Consider the following 18,519-nt stretch of genomic DNA (forward strand, 5'->3'; position numbering starts at 1 on the left):
CGTGCAGTGTGGCACGGCGCCTACCATGGTGAACCGTGTCGTCCTCCCCCGCCGCTCCCGGTCTCCGCCCGATAGCCGACCCGGCCCCGCTGTCCCTGTGCGCTCGCGCTCCGCACGTCCCCGCGGAGCGGCTGGTCGCCGAGATGGTGCCGCCGCCGCGCTTCGACTCGGTCCGCTTCAGCACGTACATCCCGGACCCGAACCAACCGAGCCAGACCGAGGCCGTACGGGTCCTGGAGGGGTTCGCGGCCGGCCTCGGCGGGGCGCACTCCGTGGGGGGCGGCAAGCGCGGGTTCCTCGGGTTCGGGAAGGCCAAGGCGCCCAAGGCCCCGGTCGGGCCCCGGGGTGTCTATCTGGACGGCGGCTACGGCGTCGGCAAGACCCACCTGCTCGCCTCCCTCTGGCACGCGACCCCGGCCGAGCCGGCCCTCAAGGCGTTCGGCACCTTCGTCGAGCTGACCAACCTGGTCGGCGCCCTCGGCTTCCAGCAGACCGTGCAGACCCTCTCCGGCCACCGGCTGCTGTGCATCGACGAGTTCGAGCTCGACGACCCCGGCGACACCGTGCTCGTCTCCACCCTGCTCGGCCGGCTCGTGGACGCGGGCGTCGCGCTCGCCGCCACCTCCAACACCCTGCCCGGCAAGCTCGGCGAGGGCCGCTTCGCCTCGGTCGACTTCCTGCGCGAGATCCAGGGCCTGGCCGCTCGGTTCCGCTCCCTGCGCATCGACGGCGAGGACTACCGCCACCGCGGTCTGCCGGCGGCGCCGACGCCGTTCTCGGACGAGCAGGTGACGAAGGCCGCGTACGCCACCGAGGGCGCCTCGCTCGACGACTTCCCGCAGCTGCTCGCCCACTTGGCCAAGGTCCACCCGAGCCGGTACGGCGCGCTGACCGACGGGCTCAGGGCGGTCTGCCTGACCGACGTCCAGGCCGTCCCCGACCAGTCGACGGCGCTGCGGCTCGTCGTGCTCGCGGACCGGCTCTACGACCGTGAGGTCCCGGTGCTGGCCTCGGGGCAGCCGTTCGACCAGCTGTTCAGCGAGGAGATGCTGAACGGCGGTTACCGCAAGAAGTACTTCCGGGCGATCTCCCGGCTCACCGCGCTGGCCCGCGACGGCAAGGCGCTGGTCGAGACCCGCTAGCGGCGGTGTAAACCGACTTGATCACGCCAAGCCACCCGCACATTTCAGGCTCTCTTCAGCTCGAAACGTTAAGTTAACCCTGCAAACGACTTCGCAGGGTTACCGTGTTTCTTGACCAGCCATTGACCAGGCTTTGGTCTGCACAAGAGGCGTGAAGTGTCCGGAGGGGGGCGCATGTTCCGAGGTACGACGACCAGGACCGTCATCGCGGCCCTCGCCGCCGTCCTGCTCGCCCTCCAGTTCTTCGCGCCCACCGCTTCCTTCGCATCCGCGCACACGGTCCGTCAGGTCGAGGCCAAGGCTCAGCCCGGAATCAACCTCTCCGGCAAGGCACTTCGCGACAAAACGATCACGTTCCGGCACTGCGATCACCCGGGGGACCCGACCGGTCCCCTGCGCACCCGCGACCGCCACCGCGCGGTCGACGTCACACCGGAAGACCCCGAACGCCCGCTGCTGGTCCAGGACCCGGCGGCCGAGCACCCACCGGTCCCGCCCCGGACGCCGCGCACGTCGAGACCCTCGACAGCCCACTCCCCAGCGGCACTTCAGGTCTTCCGCTGCTGACAGCAGAGCTGTCCCCCCACTCACACACATCTGTCTGCGGCTGAATCCGTCCGAACGACACCGTCGTCCGACGACGCGTCCGTCCGCACACTTCTCTGTCCTGCCCCCACACCGACGCGCCGCCGCGCGCCAGGAGGAGTCATCACATCATGCAGCCCCTCATCGACAACGCCCGCACGTTCGGACAGCGCCCTGAGGAGTTCGCCAAACTCGCCGAAGGCCAGTCTCCGCAGGTGCTGTTCATCACCTGCTCCGACTCCCGGGTCGTCCCGGCCCTGATCACGGGCGCCCGCCCCGGCGAGCTCTTCGAACTGCGCACCGCAGGCAACATCGTTCCGCCGTACGCCTCCGAGCACCCCACCAGCGAGGCGGCCACCATCGAGTACGCCGTGGAGGTGCTCGGCGTCCGCGACATCGTCGTCTGCGGACACTCGCACTGCGGCGCCGTCGGCGCCCTGGTGCGCGGCGACGACCTGACCGCCGTACCGGCCGTACGCGACTGGCTCGCGCACGCCGCCCCGCGCCCCTCGGGAGCGGTCGAGGACCCGGCCGTCGCCGAGGGCGTGCAGAGCCACGTCCTGACGCAGCTGCTGCGCCTGCGCTCCTACCCGTACCTCGACAAGAAACTGAAGGACCGTCAACTGTCGTTGCACGCCTGGTACTACGAGGTCCACACGGGCGCCGTCCTGGCGCACGACCCGCAGTCCGACACCTTCGCGGCACTGTGAGCGCGCCCATGTCCCTGACAGCGAAATTCCCTCATCTGCGGCAGGACTTCGCCGCCTCCCTGGTCGTCTTCCTGGTCGCGCTCCCGCTCTGCGTGGGCGTGGCAGTCGCCTCCGGTGTCCCGGCCGAACTGGGCCTGGTCACCGGCATCGTGGGCGGGATCGTCACCGGACTCATGCGGGGCAGCAGCCTCCAGGTGTCCGGTCCCGCCGCCGGACTGACCGTGCTCGTCTTCGAGGCGGTGCGGGAGTTCGGACTGCCGGCCCTCGGGGTCATCGTGCTCACGACCGGCGTGCTCCAGATCGCCATGGGCGTCCTGAAGCTGGGGCGCTACTTCCGGGCCATCTCGGTCTCGGTCGTCGAGGGCATGCTGGCCGGCATCGGGCTCGTCCTGATCGCCGGGCAGCTGTACTCGATGGCCGACGCGAAGGCCCCCGTCTCGGGGCTGGAGAAGATAGCCCGGCTCCCCGGTGCGCTCCTCGACGCCCTCGGCCGCACGGACGCCCTGGCCTCGCTCGGCCTCGGCGCCGGCACCATCGCCGTACTCGTGCTGTGGAAGCGGATGCCGAAGCGGCTGCGTACGGTCCCCGGGCCGCTGGCCGCGGTCGGTCTGGCCACGCTCGTCGCCGCGGTGTTCTCGCTGCCGGTCGCCATGGTCGAGGTGAAGGGCCTGCTGGACTCCGTCCAGCCGCCTTCGCTCAGCGGCTTCGGTGAGCTGGCGGGCATCGGGCTGTTGGGTACGGTCGTCGCCTTCACGCTGATCGCGTCCGCCGAGTCGCTGTTCAGCGCGGCGGCCGTGGACCGGCTGCACGACGGACCGCGCACCGAGTACGACAAGGAGCTGGTGGCGCAGGGCGCGGGCAACGCGCTCTGCGGGATGCTGGGCGCGCTGCCCATGACCGCGGTGATCGTGCGCAGCGCGGCGAACGTCCAGGCGGGCGCGCGGACCAAGGCGTCCCGGGTGCTGCACGGCGTATGGCTGCTGCTGTTCGCGGCGCTGCTGCCCGGTGCCCTCGGCTACATCCCGATCCCGGCCCTGGCCGGCATCCTCGTCTACTCGGGCGCCAAGCTGATCCCCGTACGCGAGATCGTGTCGCTGTGGCGGGAGCACCGCGGTGAGGCGCTGATCCTGGTCGTCACGGCCGTGTCGATCGTCGCGGTCAGCATGTTCGAGGGCGTGCTGATCGGGCTCGCGCTGGCGGTCGCGAAGACCGCGTGGGAGGCCTCGCACCTCAAGATGGAGGTCGTCGACAAGGGCGCGGGACCGGTCCAGGCGTATCTGTCGGGCAACGCGACCTTCCTGCGGCTGCCGAAGATCCTCGACGACCTGGAGGCGCTCCCCCAGGACCGGCCGGTCGAGCTGGACCTGTCCGGGCTGCACCACCTCGACCACGCCTGCCGTACGGCCCTGGAGAACTGGGCCGAGCGGCACAGCGCGGCCGGTACCGAGCCGGTGAAGGTCACGGCGGCGTGAGCACGTAGCGCCTGTCCTGCTCCGGGGGCACCCGCGCCCCCGGAGCAGGACTGGCGCGCCCCGCCCCTGCACCGGAGGATCGAGGAACCGGACCGGAAGGGGTGCTCATGGCCAAGGACGGCAAGCACAGGAAGAGCGGGATCTGGAGCGCCGACGCGGCGGACGTGCGGGAGTTGCTGCGGGTGCCGGGCGGTGAGCGGATCGAGCTGGCGGCCTTCGACGCGCGGGCGACCCCGGGCGGTCCGCAGGACAAGGAGGCGGGGCTCGAAGCCACCTCCGTCATGGCCGACCACCTCGCCGACCTGCAAGAACGCCTGTTCGCGGCGAGCACCGCGGGCGACCGGCGACGGATCCTGCTGGTGCTCCAGGGCATGGACACCAGCGGCAAGGGCGGCACGGTCAAGCACGTCATCGGCCTGTTCAACCCGTCCGGCTGCCGGATCAGGGCCTTCAAGGCGCCCACGCCCGAGGAACGCCGGCACGACTTCCTCTGGCGCATCAAACGGGCACTCCCCGAGCCCGGCGAGATCGGCATCTTCGACCGCTCGCACTATGAGGACGTCCTCATCGCCCGGGTCCGCGAGCTCGCCCCGTCCAAGGAGATCGCCAACCGGTACGAACAGATCAACCGCTTCGAGAAGTCCCTGACCGACGACGGCGTGACCGTCGTCAAGTGCTTCCTGCACATCTCCTACGACCAGCAGCGGCGCCGTCTGCTGGAACGCCTGGACAACCCGGACAAGCACTGGAAGTTCAACCCCGGCGACATCGAGGAGCGCGCGCTGTGGCCCGCGTACCAGAAGGCGTACGAAATCGCCCTGGAACGCTGCTCCCCGCCGGACGCCCCCTGGTATCTGATCCCCGCCGACCGCAAGTGGTACCGCAACTGGGCGATCAGTCGCCTGCTCCTGGAACATCTCGAGGCGCTGGACCCCCAGTACCCGAAGGGCGACTTCGACGTCGAGAAGGCCCGGGAGCGCCTGCTGCGCTCCGGCTGAAGGATCACCCCGCGTGGGTGACCGATTAATCGCTTTTACTCCGTTATTTTCCTACGGTGATCATTCGAGTACGAAGAGTCGCCACCGCCTGTGCGCTCGGCGCCGCGCTCACCGCCTGTGGTGCCCCCGCGGCGCCTCCCGCCGCCCGGCCGGCCCCCTCCGCGACCTCCGCCGTCCCGTCCTGGCCGCCCACGCTCGCCCCCGGCCCCGCGGGGCTCACGCCCGTCTTCAAGAACGGCTCGCGCGACCACGGGAAGACCGTCGCGCTCACCTTCGACGCCGACATGACCGCGGACCAGGGGGCCCGGGCGGCCTCGGGCGAACGATTCGACAATCCGCGGCTCATCGCGACGCTGCGGGCGCTGAAGGTGCCGGCGACCGTGTTCATGACGGGGCGGTGGGCCGAGCAGTACCCGGTCCAGGCCCGCTCGATCGGCAGGGACCCGCTCTTCGAGGTCGCCAACCACTCCTACAGCCACTACGCCTTCACCGGCGACTGCTACGGCCTGCCGACGGTGTCCGAGGACCGGATGCGGGCGGACGTGGAGCGCGCGTACACCGCGTTCCGCCGGGCCGGGGTGCCGGACGCGATGCCGTACTTCCGTTTCCCCGGCGGGTGTTACGACCACCAGGCGCTGCGGACGCTCTCCGCGACCGGCGTCACCGCGGTGCAGTGGGACGTGGTGAGCGGGGACGCGTTCGCCACCGACGCGGACGCGGTGGCCCGGCAGGTGCTGGACGGGGTGCGGCCGGGGTCGGTCGTCGTCATGCACTGCACGCGGAGCGCGGCCCCGGCGACCGAGCGGGCGGTGCGGACGATCGTGCCGGAGCTGCGCGCGCGGGGCTTCCGGTTCGTGAAGGTGTCCCAGCTGATCGGGTCCTGACCGCGACAGCCTTAGGCTTGGCTGTCGTGAGCCTTGATCCCACCTCCCCCGACGCCGGTCCCTCCCCCGACGCGAGCCCCTTCCGCAACGAGCCCACCTCCCGTGACGAGGCGCCGCAGTTCGTGCTGCCCCTCGTCGTGCGGATCGAGAAGGCCGCGCCGCCCGCTCGTACCGACGCCCTGGAGACCGCGGCGCGGGCCGTGCTGGTGATGCTCAGTGACGAGCGGTCGCTCGGCGAGGGCGAGTGGGCGCAGGCCGTGCGGGACTGGCAGGACGCCCGGATCCGCAAGGTCGTACGGCGCGCCCGTGGCGCGGAGTGGCGGCGGGCCGAGGCGCTGCCCGGGATCACGGTCAGCGGGGAGTCGGCCGAGGTGCGCGTCTTCCCGCCGGTGCCGCTGGACGGCTGGCCCAAGGACCTGGCCAAGCTCCAGGTGTCCGGCACCGAACTCGCCGACCCCGAGCCGCCGTTGGCGGTCGACCCGACGGAACAGCCCGTGATCTGGCTGAACCCGGACCTCGACATGACCGCCGGGAAGACGATGGCGCAGGCCGGTCACGGCGCCCAACTCGCTTGGTGGGAACTGTCGGACAAGGAGCGGGACGCCTGGCGCGCGGCCGGTTTCCCGCTCGCCGTACGGACCGCCGACCCGGCCCGCTGGCCCCGACTGACCACGAGCGGGCTGCCGTTGGTGCGCGACGCGGGCTTCACGGAGATCGCGCCCGGGCTGACGGTCGCGGTCGAGGGGTACGACCGCGTCGGCGCCCTGCCGGATCACGTCCACCGGCCGGCCACCTGGAAGTGACCTCGACAGTCCGCCTGTGATCGTCAACACAGGCCCCGCGTCGAACTTTTGCCACACCCCCCGCGTCCTGCGTGCGATAGCAACGCCCATCACCGAAGGGTGAACCACGTGGATACCCCACGCACGCGCAGTCTCGGCGGATCCGCTCTCGCGAGCGGCGTTCTGGCCCTGGCCTGTGTCGCCGCGACGGCGCCAGCCGCCGGCGCCTCGCCCCTGCACGGAAAGACCCATGACCTGGCGTACGTCGCACTCGGGGACTCGGCGGCCTCCGGGCCCGCGATCCCCGACCAGGTCGACGCCAACTGTCTGCGGTCCAGCAAGAACTACCCGTCGCTCGTCGCCACCTCGCTCAAGGCCACGCTGACCGACGTCAGTTGCTCCAGTGCGACGACCGCGGAGATGACGGCTCCGCAGGGAACGGCACCGCCGCAGTTCGACGCGCTCGGCCGGTCGACGAAGCTGGTCACCCTGACCATCGGGGGCAACGACATCGGCTTCAGCACGATCATCGGGACCTGCGCGACAGTGTCGGCGACCGACCTGGCCGGTGCGCCCTGCAAGGCCAAGTACAACGAGGGGGGCACCGACGGGGTCCAGGACGCGGTGAACGCGACCGCCCCGAAGGTCGCCGAGGTGCTGCGGGACATCAAGAAGCGCGCCCCGCACGCCCGTGTGGTGGTCGTCGGTTACGCGGACATCTTCCCCGCGGACGGCGGCTCCTGCACGAGCCCGACGGCGCCGTTCGCCGCGGGTGACTTCGCGTGGATGCGGGACGGCGAACTGGCGCTCAACGCCATGCTGAAGAGGCAGGCGCGGCGCGCCGGGGCCACCTACGTGGACACCTACACGCCCGGTGTCACCCGGTCCGTCCGGACGGTCATGACGGGCGTGGCACCGAGCCGGACCGCGCCGTGTTCGGCGAGGCCGGCCGCGACACCCGGGGCGCTGTCCGGGCCCACCCACCACATCCAGGGGACGCCGGCCAGCCGCTCGGCGGCGTAGGTGATCGACTTCCGCACCTTGGCGCTGTCGCGCAGGCTCAACACTCCGTTGATCTGACCGTTCGGGATTCCGCTGCGGAAGTAGGTCAGTTCACCGTCGACGCGTTCGGCGGAGCCCCAGCCCAGCCAGTAGTCACGGCAGTTGGCGAGCTGGGGTGCGAGGTCTGTGTCCGTCTTCATGCCTCCAAGACACGAGCCCCGGCGCAAAGTTCGACGCCCCATGTGTGACGTACGCCATAGCCCGTCGAAGGTCTGCGCGCACTCGCTTCCGCACGGCGACGGTCATACGCTCGGCGGAGTCGGTCCAAGCACCTCAGAAGATCCCGACCCGTATCGCGTACGCGACGGCCTGTGTCCTGTTCTTGACCTTCAACCTCTTCACGGCGTCATGGATGATCCCTTTTATGGTCCGCTCCGAGTAGCTCATCTTGTCGGCGATCTCTACCGTGTTGAGCCCTTCGGACAGCATGCGGAGTACCTCGATCTCGCGCACGAGGAGTCCGCCCTTCTTCGCCGGATCCGTCAGCGTCTGCTGCCGCTGCTGATATCCCAGCTCCGCGATCAGATGCCCCAACAGGTCGTCCGGCATATGGCTGCGGCCGGCGCTCGCCTTGACGATCGCGTCGACCAGTTGGTCGAGGTTCGAGTGCCCTCGGTACAGGAAACTGGTGAGCCCGTATTCGATGGCGAGCGTGAGCTGTCGCTCGGTGATCCGGTCCGCCATCACGACCACCGGGACGGGTGGGCCCTCGGCGCGGGCCGCGTCCTGTCTCAGGACCCTCATCCACTCCTCGTTGAGAGTGTTCAGCAGCAGGACGGACACGTCCGCCGCGGGCGGCCCTTCCGGGGGAGCGACGTCGACGCGTGAACACGACTGCAGGTAGGCGGTGGCCGCATGCTCCAGGATTGCGTCACCGAGTGGAGCTTCGGCGTATGCGTCTGCCTTTGGCGCGCTTTGGGTGACTTTCAAGCAACCAGGTTCAGTGTGAAGTGCGGCCCGGTGCGGTGCTGGTCGTCGCCCGGCCGGCGATCGCGTCCATGGGCAGACACTCGGAACCGACCGGGGTCCTGGCGCTCGTGGGCAGGGCGCCGGCCAGTGCCGCGAACGGGCCGGTGGCCAGGCCCAGTAGGGTCGCGCCGGGCAGGTCGTCGAGCACCCGGGCCGCGGCGCCCGCCCCGGCCAGGAGCAGCAGTGTCGCCCCGGCACACACGGCGGCCCGTCCGTCGCGGTCGCCGTCGGACAGCGCCAGCAGCGCCGGCACGCCCACCAGCACCGCGGTCAGGACGGAGCGCAGGGCCCACCGACTGGCCATGGGCGACCAGGAGTTGGGCAGTCCGCGGATGGTCGCCGAGACGCCGTCCACCGGGTTGTCGAACCGTACCGGCGGCAGGGTCTCGGTCGCCGGGCGGAGCAACACCACGTCACCGTCGCGCAGTTCGAGCGACTGGAGGGTTCCCTCGGGGTCCAGGGGCGGGCCGCCGATGCGTTGCAGGTCGAGTGACTTCTCCGAGGCACGTACGGTCAGCCGGCACAGTCCCGACGTACCGGGCAGGGCCGCCACCGAACTCTCGCCCATCAGGGGTGCCCACCCTTCACCTTGGCATTGGGTGCGTCCGGGCGCGCGAACGCAACGACTTGAGCCCAGTCAACCGTGAGCGTCGCGGCTGTCGGCACTTCCGGTGTGCCCGGCGCACGAAGGGGCACAGGACACTGACCCAATGGGCGACGGTCGCTCCCAGCACGTGATGCCCGAGTCGATGATGACCCGGCAGGCGGGCCGCCTCGGCGGCATCGCCAGTCCGGACCTGGATGCCCTCGCCCTGCCGCTCCCGCAGGACCTCCCCCGCACCGAGGAGCAGGGTGCCGAAGCAGGTCTCATGAGGTGAGTTCGCCGACTCGTTCCGTAGTATCGAGCTGGCAGGTTTGCGGCAGTAACTGCCGTCGCCCTCACAGGCGGCGACATTCGGGAAGGGTTGTGAGCGTTATGTCCGAAACCACCCCTGGGGTTTCCGGGTTGACATCGCAGTACGCCGCTCAGGTGGCCGCGGATCTGGAGCACAACCTCAAGGAGCAGGAGCGCATCGGTGCCGACATCGCCGCTCTTCAGGAGCAGTTGGCCACGTTGCAGCAGGATCAGGCGGTACTGACCAACGTACAAGCGGCACTTGGCGTCAGCTCGGCTCCCGCAGCCGCCAAGGCGACCGTGCCCGCGCCTCGTAAGAAGGGCGGCACGACCGCCCGTAAAGCCGCGGCGAAGAAGGTCCCGGAGACGTCGGCGACGGCTCAGCCCACGCTGGTCAGCATCATCCGTGAGTACCTGACGGCCGAGGGTGAGCCGCGTTCCGCGGCCGAGGTCACCACCGCACTCAGTGAGCGACACCCGGACCGGACCATCAAGACGACCGTGGTGCGCACGACCCTTGAGGGGTTGGTCGCCAGGAGTCAGGTGCAGCGCACGAAGCAGGGTTCGTCCGTCTTCTACACCGCGCCCGAGGCATCCGGCACGGTCACTGTGTCGCCTTCGGCACAGGAAGAGTGAGCACCGAGCCGGCGAGACCCACCTGATAAGTGACAGCGGCGAAGCCCCCAGGTGTGTCCGTGCCGGGGTTGCGGGCGAAGCGTGGGTAGGCGCCGGCGCTGAGCTGCAGCCTCACTCGGTGACCGGTGGCGAATCGGTGGGCGCAGGCCCCCAACTCCAGCCGGATCGTGGTGACTTCGCGCGGGGCCCGGCGCAGTCGGGCGAAGCGTTCGGTGATGATGTGCGAGTGACCGCGCCGGTCGACGTCGCACGGTCGGACGAATACGTCGGCGTGCGGCTGGTCGACGGTCAGCTCCAACTCCGCGGTGGGTGAGCCGATGACGTCGACGGGGTCGGTGAGCACGTGGGTGGTGAACGTGAGGACGTCCGCGCGCTGTTCGAGTTTCTGGTTGTCGACCGTGGCCGACTTGGTGGCTATGTGCCGGCCGCCCACCGCGGGAGTGGGCTCCGCCGGGTCGTAGCGGAACCCCACTACTCCTTGGTCCGGGTGGGTGCCCAGGCGGCCGTCCCGGCGCGGCCACAGCGCCCGTTCGGTCGCGGGCGGCGGCCAGTCGGGCAGGTCGAGCCAGGTCCGGGCCCCGGTGTGGTGGATCCGCACGGGGGCTTCGGGAGCCGTCCTGTCGCCGGCCAGGTGGCGGTCGAGCCAGCGCAGCAGCTGCGGGTCCATGACCCGGGCCGCTTTCGCCGCGGTGTCCATGTGTGTCCATGGGCCGATGGTCAGGGTGACCGACTGGTTGTGGCGGCGGAGCGTCTGGTACTGGTGGACGGTCTGGTCGAGAAAGACGTCGTGCCAGCCGCCGACCAGCAGGACCGGTACGTCGACGTGGTCCAGTGCCGGGTCGGCCCGGTAGTCGGTCCAGAACGGGTCGTCCGCGTCGGGATGGTCGAGCCACTCGCCGAACCAGTCGGCCGCGTCGCCCTCCAGCACCGACGCGGCAGCCGCCTCGGGGGTCAACTCCGCCCAGGCAGCGGCCAGTTGCCGACGCGCGGCCAACTGGGCGCGCAGCCCCCGCAGTCCGCCGTCGCCCTGGGCCGCGACCGTCGCGCTCCAGGTGAGGAAGTCGGAGAGGGCGAGGGCACCTGTGCCGTAGATCGCCTTCTGTATGTCGTGCGGGCCCACCGCGATGACCGCGCCCCGCAGTTCCGGCGGCGGATCCTGGAGCAGGGCCCACTGCGCCCAGCCGGAGTAGGACCCGCCGAACGTCGCGAGCCGTCCGTCGAACCACCGCTGGGTCCGCAGCCAGGCCACGGTGTCCTGCGCGTCCTCGGCCTCCTGGACGAAGGGCCGCAGGGTGCCCGTCGATCCGGCGGTGCCCCGGACGCTCTGCACCAGCACGTCGTAGCCGCGGGCGGCCAGCATCCGGCCCTGCATCCAGTTCACCGGAACACCGCGGCCGTACGGCGACCGGATCAGTACCGTGCCGCGCGCCTCCCCCTCGGGCATGTAGTGATCGGTGAGGAGTTCGGCGTCGTCACGGGTCGGCACGCGCAGCGCGGTGCGGACGCGGTACCGGGTTCGGACCGGGGGCAGTCCCATGACCTTGGTGTGCAGGGCTCCGAGTGCGCGGGCCGGCGGACCGGCCGCCCTGGATGCCGCCATGGACCTCTCCCCTCGCCCCGCACTATCTGGAGAATATATCTCCACTTCTTCTTGTCGGGAAGCCCTGGACCGCCCCCTTGCCACAATGGGTTCGTGAACGACGCGTCAGCACAGGACCGGGGTCGCCGCGGCAGACCCAACTACGACCGCGAATCGATCCTCGACATCGCGGTCGAGGTGTTCAACGAACGCGGTTACGACGGCACCGGCATGGAGGAGCTGGCCAGGCGGCTGGGGCTGAGCAAGTCCAGCATCTACCACCACGTCTCCGGCAAGGAGGAGTTGCTCGGACTCGCCGTGGGCCGGGCCCTGGACGCCCTCTTCGCCCTCCTCGACGAACCCGCGGCCGCCGCGCTGGCACCGACCGCCCGACTGGAACACATCGTGCGCGGCAGCGTGCGGGTTCTGGCAGCCGAACTGCCCTATGTGACGCTGCTGTTGAGGGTGCACGGCAACAGCGCCACCGAACAGCGGGCACTGAAGCGCCGGCGCGAGTTCGACCACCGCGTCGCCGAACTGGTCGTCCTGGCGGCGCGGGACGGAGGCATCCGCGCGGACATCGATCCGCATCTGGCGAGCAGGCTGATCTTCGGCACGGTCAACTCCCTGATCGAGTGGTACCGACCGGACGGGGAGCTGCCCGTGCCGGTGCTCGCCGATGCCGTGGTCACGCTGGTCCTCGACGGGCTGCGGTCCCCCGGCCCGCGGAGCGCCGCTACGTGAGGTCGGCCCGTTCCCTGCGCATGAGCACCCAGACGCAGGCGAGGCTGATCAGGGTCACCCCGGTGAGATAGACGGTGATCGGCGTGGTCGACTTCCAGTTGTCGTACAGGGCCGTGGCGACGGTCGGGGCGAGGCCGCCGCCCAGGATGGCTCCCAGCTGATAGCCGAGCGAGGCCCCGCTGTAGCGGACCTCGGCCTTGAAGAGTCCGGAGAACAGCGCCGCTATCGGGCCGTAGACCAGGCCCATGAACACCGCTGTCACCAGCAGCGCGAGCAGGATCAACGGCGATTCGGCGGTGTCGACCAGCGGGAACAGGACGACCGCGCAGCCGACCAGGCCCACGGAGCCGACCATGAGCACCCCGCGCTTGCCGTTGCGGTCCGAGTAGGCCGAGGCCCAGGGGATGACCAGCAGCCACACGAACGAAGCGATGAGGGTGAAGGTCAGGATGAGGTTGCGGTCGAGTCCGAGTCCCGCGGTCGTGTAGGCCAGCAGATAGGCCATGAAGATGTAGCCGACCGCGTTGATCCCGATGAAGGCGCCGGCGGACAGACCCACCTCGCGCCAGTGCTCCCGCACCACGACCAGCAGGGGCATGCGCTGTTCGGACCTGGTCTGCTTGACCGCCTCGAAGTCGGGACTCTCGGAGACGGTCAGCCGGATCACCAGGCCGGCGATGACCATGACCGCGCTCGCCAGGAACGGCACGCGCCAGCCCCAGGACAGGAAGGCGTCGCTGCTGAGGTTGGTGGTGAGTCCGAGGAAGACCAGGTTGGCGATGATGAGCCCGCCCGGCACACCCATCTGCGGGAAGCTTCCGTAGAAGGCCTTCTTGCGGTCCGGGGCGTGTTCGACGGCCATCAGGACCGCGCCGCCCCACTCGCCGCCGACTCCCAGACCCTGGACGAAACGCAGGGTGACCAGCAGGACCGGCGCCCAGACGCCGATGGTGGCGTAGGTGGGCAGCAGGCCGATCCCCACCGTCGCGAGACCCATGGTGAGCAGGGAGATCACCAGCATCGACTTGCGGCCGACCCGGTCACCGAAGTGACCCATGACGATGCCGCCGATCGGGCGGGCCGCGAATCCGACCGAGTAGGTGGCGAACGAGGCCAGGGTGCCTGCGGCCGGGGAGACGGTCGGGAAGAACAGCGGCCCGAACGCGATGGCCGCGGCCATGCCGTAGATGAAGTAGTCGTACCACTCGATGGCCGTTCCGATGAAGCTGGCCGTGGCCACCCGCAGCGGACGGACCCGCTGTGGCCTGACCGCCTCGGACAGATTTCGGTCGATGGTCACTTTTGTCTCCTGACAGGGTGAGCGGTGCCGCAGACGCTGTTCAACGGGGCTCGGGGAGAGGAATGCGTGCCGAAGCGAAGGGTCACGGGATGGGTGAACCGGCAGCGCCAGTACTGACCGACGGAAGGCGGGGACACGGTGGCGCCCGGGCCCTTCCCATCGGCTGAAGACCAACCGACCGAACGATTGGTCGTTTGGTGATTGGTAAGTAAAGGGAGCCGTGCACCCGGTGTCAAGGGAGCTGTACGGAGGGAATTTTGCCCGCAAAAGACCGTGCCCAGGGCAACCGTTGAACGTCTTCCCTCGACCCCTCGGCCGTCACAGGACTCACATGTCCCGCATCCTCGGCCGGCCCGGCTGTTTGCCGGTGCACATGGTCAGATCCAGTTCACCGCGGTGGTGGCCGTGGCCGCGGTGACGGCAGCCAGACGTCGGAAGTCGAGTGTGTCCGGCACATCGGTCGGCCGGTGGTAGTTCGGGTTCCGGAAGTTGGCCGTGTCCGTCAACATGACTGCGGGGACACGTCGGTTCCAGAAGGGTGCGTGGTCACTGCGGCCCAAGTGGTTGGCCGGTGGGACCACCAACCCGATGAGCATGCCCAGCAGTCCGTCGGGCCTCGGGTCGCGCAGCAGGATGCTCGGCAGCGCGGCCGAGGTCGCGGCGGCGGCACGCTCCCAGGACCGGGCGGCGGCGACGGAGGTCCTGCGATGGACGACGAGGGCGAAGTCCCCCCGGGAGTCACGGGCCTTGGTGGCCGCGGCGGCCTCGGGGAAGGCGGTGGCGAAGCCGGCCGGGAGGTGCTGGGTGTCGGGCCCATCCACGAAGTAGCCGACCGATTCCAGGCAGATCATCCCCAACACCCGCTGCCGGGCGGTGAGTTGGCGCGCGGCATGCTGCGCCCCGATCAGGCCGAGCTCCTCCATGTCGAACACCGCGAGAGTCACCGAGGGCGCGACGGGCAGCCGGGCAAGCAGGCGGGCGATCTCCAGTACGGCGGCGACTCCTGACGCGTTGTCATCGGCGCCCGGGCTGCCCTCGACGCTGTCCAGGTGCGCCCCGATCAGCACGGTGCCGGCGTGGTCGGCGCCGGGCAACGACGCGATGAGGTTGGCCCCTTGGAGCCGTCGGTGCAGCCGCGGCTTCAACGCGAGCGCCCGGTGGCCCTGTTGGTCGGTCGCACCGAGCCGCCACCGCAGATCGAAGAGCTGCCGCTCCACCTGCCAGCCGGCCGAGGCCAACTCCTCGGACACATACGACTCGGCACGCGTCATGAGGTTCGGCGCCCGGCGCCGGCTTCGCGGATGCGCACTGAGGAACTCGACATCACGACGCAGACGCGACTCGTCCACGAACGGCTCGAAGTCGCTCACATCTGCTGGGTGGTCGGTCACCGCTACTCCGTGGATTAACTGCCTTCGCACCAGCGGGGTTCGTCGATGCGCGCCGTCGCGCCGCGATCCGGCGATCATAACCGGCGCACCTGGGCGGGAGTGATCATCAGAGAGGTGATCAACGGGGTTACCATACGGTTATGACTGAAAGTTCCCGGGGAGATACGCCGCCGGACGACGGCCGCCCCTTGCGGCGGGACGCCGCGCTGAACCGGGAACGCATTCTGCACGCCGCGCGCGAGGTCTTCGGCCGGCACGGGCTCGGGGTCACGCTCGACGACGTGGCCCGGCATGCGGGAGTCGGTGTCGGCACGGTGTACCGCCGTTTCCCCACCAAGGAAGCACTGGTGCGTGCCCTGTTCGAGCACGACCTGGCCATCCGGCAGAAGTCGGCCGAGGACGCGCTCGCGCAGGCCGACCCCTGGCAGGGCCTGGTCGACTTCCTCATGCTGATGACGGCCGACCTCGCCGAGAACCGCGGCCTGCACGAAGTGATCATGCTGGGCAGTCACAGCTCCGCGCCCCTGGAGACGGCGCGCGGCGGCATGCTCCCCTTTCTGGAGGGTCTGATCCGCCGGGCTCAGGAGAGCGGTCAGCTGCGCGAGGAGGTCCATCCCTCCGACATCCCCGTCATGGTGCACATGCTGAGTCAGGCCAGCCAGTTCACCCAGGGCAAGCGCCCGGACATCTGGCGCCGTTACATCGAGGTCCTCCTCAACGGCCTCAGGCAACGCCCCGACAACCCACCCCTGACCACCCCCAGCCTGGGCAACGAGCTGGTGGAGGAAGTCATGGGTCTGGTCAGGCCGCCCGCGCCGGAACCGGAGTAGCGGGCCCGTTCAGCTGTCGTAGTCGACGGTCACCTTCTCGGACACCGGATAGGACTGGCACGTCAGCACATAGCCGGCGTCCACCTCGGCGGGTTCGAGGGCGTAGTTGCGGCGCATGTCCACCTCGCCGTCCGTGATCCGGGCCCGGCAGGTGCCGCAGACCCCGCCCTTGCAGGCGAACGGGAGGTCCGGGCGGATGCGGGCGGCGGAGTCGAGCAGCGTGCTCTCGCGGGACAGTCCGGCGGTGGTGGAGCGGCCGTCGAGGGTGACGGTGACCTCGCTGACCGGGCCGCTGAGCACCTTCTCCTCGTGGTGGACGGGCGCCGGCGGCTCATCGGCGTAGAAGAGCTCCTGGTGGATCCGCTCGGCGGGCACCTCCAGGGCGCCGAGGACCTGTTGGGCGTCGAGGACCATGCCGTGCGGGCCGCACAGCCACCAGTGGTCGACGCCCTTGACGTCGACCAGGCCGTCGACGAGAGCGGCGAGGCGGTCGCCGTCGAGACGGCCGGAGAGGAGCTCGGCCTCGCGGGGTTCACGGGAGAGGACATGGGCGAGCTGGAAACGGGTGTGGTACTCGTCCTTCAGGTCGGCCAGCTCGTCGGCGAACATCACCGTGTCGGTGCGGCGGTTGCCGTAGAAGAGCGTGACCTGGGAGCGGTCGTCGGCGGCCAGGACCGACTCGGCGATGGACATCATGGGGGTGATGCCCGAGCCGGCCGCGATGAGCACATGGTGGCCCGGGGCGGTGAGGTCGGGGGTGAAGGCGCCGACCGGGGCCATGACCTCGACGGTGTCGCCCGCTTCGACCTCATGCACGAGCCAGGAGGAGAAGAGACCTCCGGGGACCTCGCGGACACCGATGCGCGGCGGTGCGCCGGCCGGCGAGCAGATCGAGTACGAGCGCCTTTCGTCGCGTCCCTCGATGTCCCGGCGCAGGGTCAGCGACTGGCCGGGGCTGAAGGCGAACTCGTCCGCGAGCGCGTCCGGGATCTCGAAGCTGACAGCGGCCGCGTCCTCGCACAGGCGCTCCACCGCGGCCACCCGCAGCGGATGGAACGCCGCCCGGCGTCGACGCACGGTCGTCGCGGGGGCACCGGCGGCCGGTGTCATCACCTCTGCCATCAGATCTCCTTGACGTACTCGAACGGCTCCTGGCAGCTGCGGCAGCGCCACAACGCCTTGCAGGAGGTGGCCGCGAAGCGGGAGGTCTCCTCGGTGTCGACCGAACCGCAGCGCGGGCAGGGGATCGTGCGCCGGGTCGGCGACAGGTTCAGCGGGACGGGGCCCGCCGCATGCCTCGGGGCCGGCGACGGCGGGGCGATGCCGTGCTCGGCGAGCTTGCGGCGCCCGGCGGCGGTGATCCAGTCGCTCGTCCACGGCGGGTCCAGGACCGTACGGATCTCGACCCGGTCGAAGCCGGCCGCGCGCAGCCGCGCGTCGACGCCCGCCCGCATCTCGGCCATGGCCGGGCACCCCGAGTAGGTCGGCGTGAGGCTCGCGACGACCGTCCCGTCGTCCTCGATCGTGACGGTACGCAGGACACCCAGGTCGGCCAGGGTGAGCATCGGAAGCTCCGGGTCCGGCACCTGTTCGGCGAGGTGCCGGGCGCGGCGGACGTCGTCCAGGACGGTCACCATGTCGCCTCCGGGTGAGCGCGGGCGACACTCTGCAACTCCGTGACGAGCGGCCCGAGATGGTCGGTGTGTTCCCCCTGCCGACCGGCACCGGGCAGCAACTCGGCCTGCGGCAGGGGCAGTCCGGCCGCGTCGAGGACCTGCCGGAGGTCGCCCAGTACGGCATCGCGTACGTCGTGCGCGGCGAACAGCTCCGGCCAGTACGGCGCCAGCGACTCCAGTGCCGCCACCATGCGCGCGCGGGACTCCGCGGTGCCGTCGCCCAGGCGCACGGTCCACTCGGCGGCGTACTGCCGGTGGTAGGTGAGTTCCTTGACGCCCTTGGCCGCTACGGCCGCGAGCACCGGGTCGGGCGAGGCGGACAGCTCGACGAAGTGGGCGAGGCGCCAGCTGGAGAGCACCAGCAACCGCACGACGGAGAACGCGAAGTCCCCGTTGGGCAGTTCGGCCAGGCGTACGTTGCGGAACTCGTCGGCGTCGCGGAAGTAGGCGTAGGCGTCCTCGCCGCGGCCTGTGCCGTCCACCTGGCCGCAGCGCGCGTACAGCAGCCGGGCCTGGCCGAGCAGGTCGAGGCCGATGTTGGCGAGCGCGACCTCCTCCTCCAACTCCGGTGCCCGGGTGACCCATTCGGCCAGCCGTTGGGCCAGGACCAGGGCGTCGTCGCCCAACGCCGTGCAGAGGGCGGCCAGTTCGACGGCGTCGACGCCCTCGGGGACGGTGGTGTCCACGCCGTGCAGCGGGTCCTCGAAGCCGGTGCCGAACGCCCAGCGGGCGTCGCCGTCGTCGTGCCCCTCGGCCAGGGTCATGTAGACGTGGTCGTCGTGGTCGTGGCTCATGCCCGGCTCCTAGGGGCTGTCGTTTGGATCGGGCCGGCCGTGAGACGCGGTACCTCTTGGCCGACCCGAG

At 70.4% G+C, this 18,519-nt stretch carries 20 protein-coding genes; 12 read left to right on the forward strand and 8 right to left on the reverse strand.

All coding sequences use genetic code 11. From position 1 onward, the window contains the following. Positions 1–35 precede the first annotated feature (35 nt). From zapE to ACIP6U_RS24625, 8 genes are all read left to right on the forward strand, one after another. Positions 36–1,142: a cell division protein ZapE gene (gene zapE, locus ACIP6U_RS24590; RefSeq protein WP_401721558.1), complete on the forward strand. Its 1,107-nt coding sequence runs from the start codon at positions 36–38 to the stop codon at positions 1,140–1,142. Positions 1,143–1,316: 174 nt separating this feature from the next. After that, positions 1,317–1,709: a hypothetical protein gene (locus ACIP6U_RS24595; RefSeq protein ID WP_401721561.1), complete on the forward strand. Its 393-nt coding sequence runs from the start codon at positions 1,317–1,319 to the stop codon at positions 1,707–1,709. A gap of 149 nt (positions 1,710–1,858) precedes the next feature. Beyond that, on the forward strand, positions 1,859–2,437 hold the full coding sequence (locus ACIP6U_RS24600; RefSeq protein ID WP_401721563.1) for a carbonic anhydrase: 579 nt from the start codon (positions 1,859–1,861) through the stop codon (positions 2,435–2,437). 8 nt (positions 2,438–2,445) lie between these two features. Beyond that, the gene (locus tag ACIP6U_RS24605; protein ID WP_401721566.1) at positions 2,446–3,909 is read left to right on the forward strand and encodes a SulP family inorganic anion transporter; all 1,464 of its coding nucleotides are present in this window, start codon (positions 2,446–2,448) and stop codon (positions 3,907–3,909) included. A gap of 107 nt (positions 3,910–4,016) precedes the next feature. Next, positions 4,017–4,907 (forward strand): polyphosphate kinase 2 family protein, encoded by an 891-nt coding sequence (locus tag ACIP6U_RS24610; protein ID WP_401721568.1) that lies wholly within the window; start codon positions 4,017–4,019, stop codon positions 4,905–4,907. A 56-nt stretch (positions 4,908–4,963) separates the two neighbouring features. Beyond that, on the forward strand, positions 4,964–5,791 hold the full coding sequence (locus ACIP6U_RS24615) for a polysaccharide deacetylase family protein (protein ID WP_401721571.1): 828 nt from the start codon (positions 4,964–4,966) through the stop codon (positions 5,789–5,791). Between the two features lie 26 nt (positions 5,792–5,817). After that, positions 5,818–6,594 carry a peptidyl-tRNA hydrolase gene (locus ACIP6U_RS24620; RefSeq protein ID WP_401721574.1) on the forward strand — a complete coding sequence of 259 codons (777 nt, stop codon included), beginning with the start codon at positions 5,818–5,820 and terminating at the stop codon, positions 6,592–6,594. 108 nt (positions 6,595–6,702) lie between these two features. Next, entirely contained in the window at positions 6,703–7,596 is an 894-nt protein-coding gene (locus ACIP6U_RS24625) for an SGNH/GDSL hydrolase family protein (RefSeq protein ID WP_401721575.1), read from the forward strand. Between the two features lie 312 nt (positions 7,597–7,908). Here ACIP6U_RS24625 and ACIP6U_RS24630 read toward each other — a convergent pair whose 3' ends face one another. Both ACIP6U_RS24630 and ACIP6U_RS24635 read right to left on the reverse strand, forming a co-directional pair. Next, a complete protein-coding gene (locus ACIP6U_RS24630) occupies positions 7,909–8,379 on the reverse strand; it encodes a LuxR C-terminal-related transcriptional regulator (protein ID WP_401721577.1) in 471 nt (156 codons plus the stop codon). A 196-nt stretch (positions 8,380–8,575) separates the two neighbouring features. Beyond that, the gene (locus ACIP6U_RS24635) at positions 8,576–9,172 is read right to left on the reverse strand and encodes a hypothetical protein (RefSeq protein ID WP_401721579.1); all 597 of its coding nucleotides are present in this window, start codon (positions 9,170–9,172) and stop codon (positions 8,576–8,578) included. 142 nt (positions 9,173–9,314) lie between these two features. Here ACIP6U_RS24635 and ACIP6U_RS24640 point away from each other — a divergent pair, with 142 nt between their 5' ends. After that, positions 9,315–9,482 carry a hypothetical protein gene (locus tag ACIP6U_RS24640; protein ID WP_401721582.1) on the forward strand — a complete coding sequence of 56 codons (168 nt, stop codon included), beginning with the start codon at positions 9,315–9,317 and terminating at the stop codon, positions 9,480–9,482. 128 nt (positions 9,483–9,610) lie between these two features. Further along, on the forward strand, positions 9,611–10,135 hold the full coding sequence (locus ACIP6U_RS24645; RefSeq protein WP_401721583.1) for a hypothetical protein: 525 nt from the start codon (positions 9,611–9,613) through the stop codon (positions 10,133–10,135). On the opposite strand, the gene ACIP6U_RS24650 is transcribed toward ACIP6U_RS24645, so the two are convergent. Further along, positions 10,104–11,735 carry a CocE/NonD family hydrolase gene (locus ACIP6U_RS24650; protein WP_401721586.1) on the reverse strand — a complete coding sequence of 544 codons (1,632 nt, stop codon included), beginning with the start codon at positions 11,733–11,735 and terminating at the stop codon, positions 10,104–10,106. The genes ACIP6U_RS24645 and ACIP6U_RS24650 overlap by 32 nt on opposite strands. Before the next feature lie 93 nt (positions 11,736–11,828). On the opposite strand from ACIP6U_RS24650, the gene ACIP6U_RS24655 reads away from it, so the two are divergent. Beyond that, complete coding sequence (locus tag ACIP6U_RS24655; protein WP_401721588.1) at positions 11,829–12,458, forward strand: TetR/AcrR family transcriptional regulator; 630 nt, start codon at positions 11,829–11,831, stop codon at positions 12,456–12,458. On the opposite strand, the gene ACIP6U_RS24660 is transcribed toward ACIP6U_RS24655, so the two are convergent. Next, a complete protein-coding gene (locus tag ACIP6U_RS24660) occupies positions 12,451–13,758 on the reverse strand; it encodes an MFS transporter (RefSeq protein WP_401721591.1) in 1,308 nt (435 codons plus the stop codon). The genes ACIP6U_RS24655 and ACIP6U_RS24660 overlap by 8 nt on opposite strands. A 377-nt stretch (positions 13,759–14,135) precedes the next feature. Continuing rightward, on the reverse strand, positions 14,136–15,149 hold the full coding sequence (locus ACIP6U_RS24665; protein WP_401721594.1) for a M28 family peptidase: 1,014 nt from the start codon (positions 15,147–15,149) through the stop codon (positions 14,136–14,138). A gap of 140 nt (positions 15,150–15,289) precedes the next feature. Between ACIP6U_RS24665 and ACIP6U_RS24670 the strand changes: the two genes are divergently transcribed. Further along, the gene (locus tag ACIP6U_RS24670; RefSeq protein ID WP_401721596.1) at positions 15,290–15,979 is read left to right on the forward strand and encodes a TetR/AcrR family transcriptional regulator; all 690 of its coding nucleotides are present in this window, start codon (positions 15,290–15,292) and stop codon (positions 15,977–15,979) included. A 9-nt stretch (positions 15,980–15,988) separates the two neighbouring features. Here ACIP6U_RS24670 and paaE read toward each other — a convergent pair whose 3' ends face one another. From paaE to paaC, 3 genes are read right to left on the reverse strand one after another with little or no spacing between them, the layout of a single operon-like run. Next, positions 15,989–17,089, reverse strand: coding sequence for a 1,2-phenylacetyl-CoA epoxidase subunit PaaE (gene paaE, locus ACIP6U_RS24675; protein ID WP_401722336.1), 1,101 nt, complete (start codon positions 17,087–17,089; stop codon positions 15,989–15,991). Positions 17,090–17,100: 11 nt separating this feature from the next. Beyond that, positions 17,101–17,616, reverse strand: a complete 516-nt coding sequence (gene paaD / locus ACIP6U_RS24680) for a 1,2-phenylacetyl-CoA epoxidase subunit PaaD (protein ID WP_401721599.1) — start codon at positions 17,614–17,616, stop codon at positions 17,101–17,103. Beyond that, positions 17,610–18,449 carry a 1,2-phenylacetyl-CoA epoxidase subunit PaaC gene (paaC, locus tag ACIP6U_RS24685; protein WP_401721602.1) on the reverse strand — a complete coding sequence of 280 codons (840 nt, stop codon included), beginning with the start codon at positions 18,447–18,449 and terminating at the stop codon, positions 17,610–17,612. Before paaC ends, paaD begins: the two co-directional genes overlap by 7 nt. Positions 18,450–18,519 lie beyond the last annotated feature (70 nt).

The organism is Streptomyces sp. NPDC088794 (genome assembly GCF_044750545.1).
Taxonomy (GTDB): domain Bacteria; phylum Actinomycetota; class Actinomycetes; order Streptomycetales; family Streptomycetaceae; genus Streptomyces.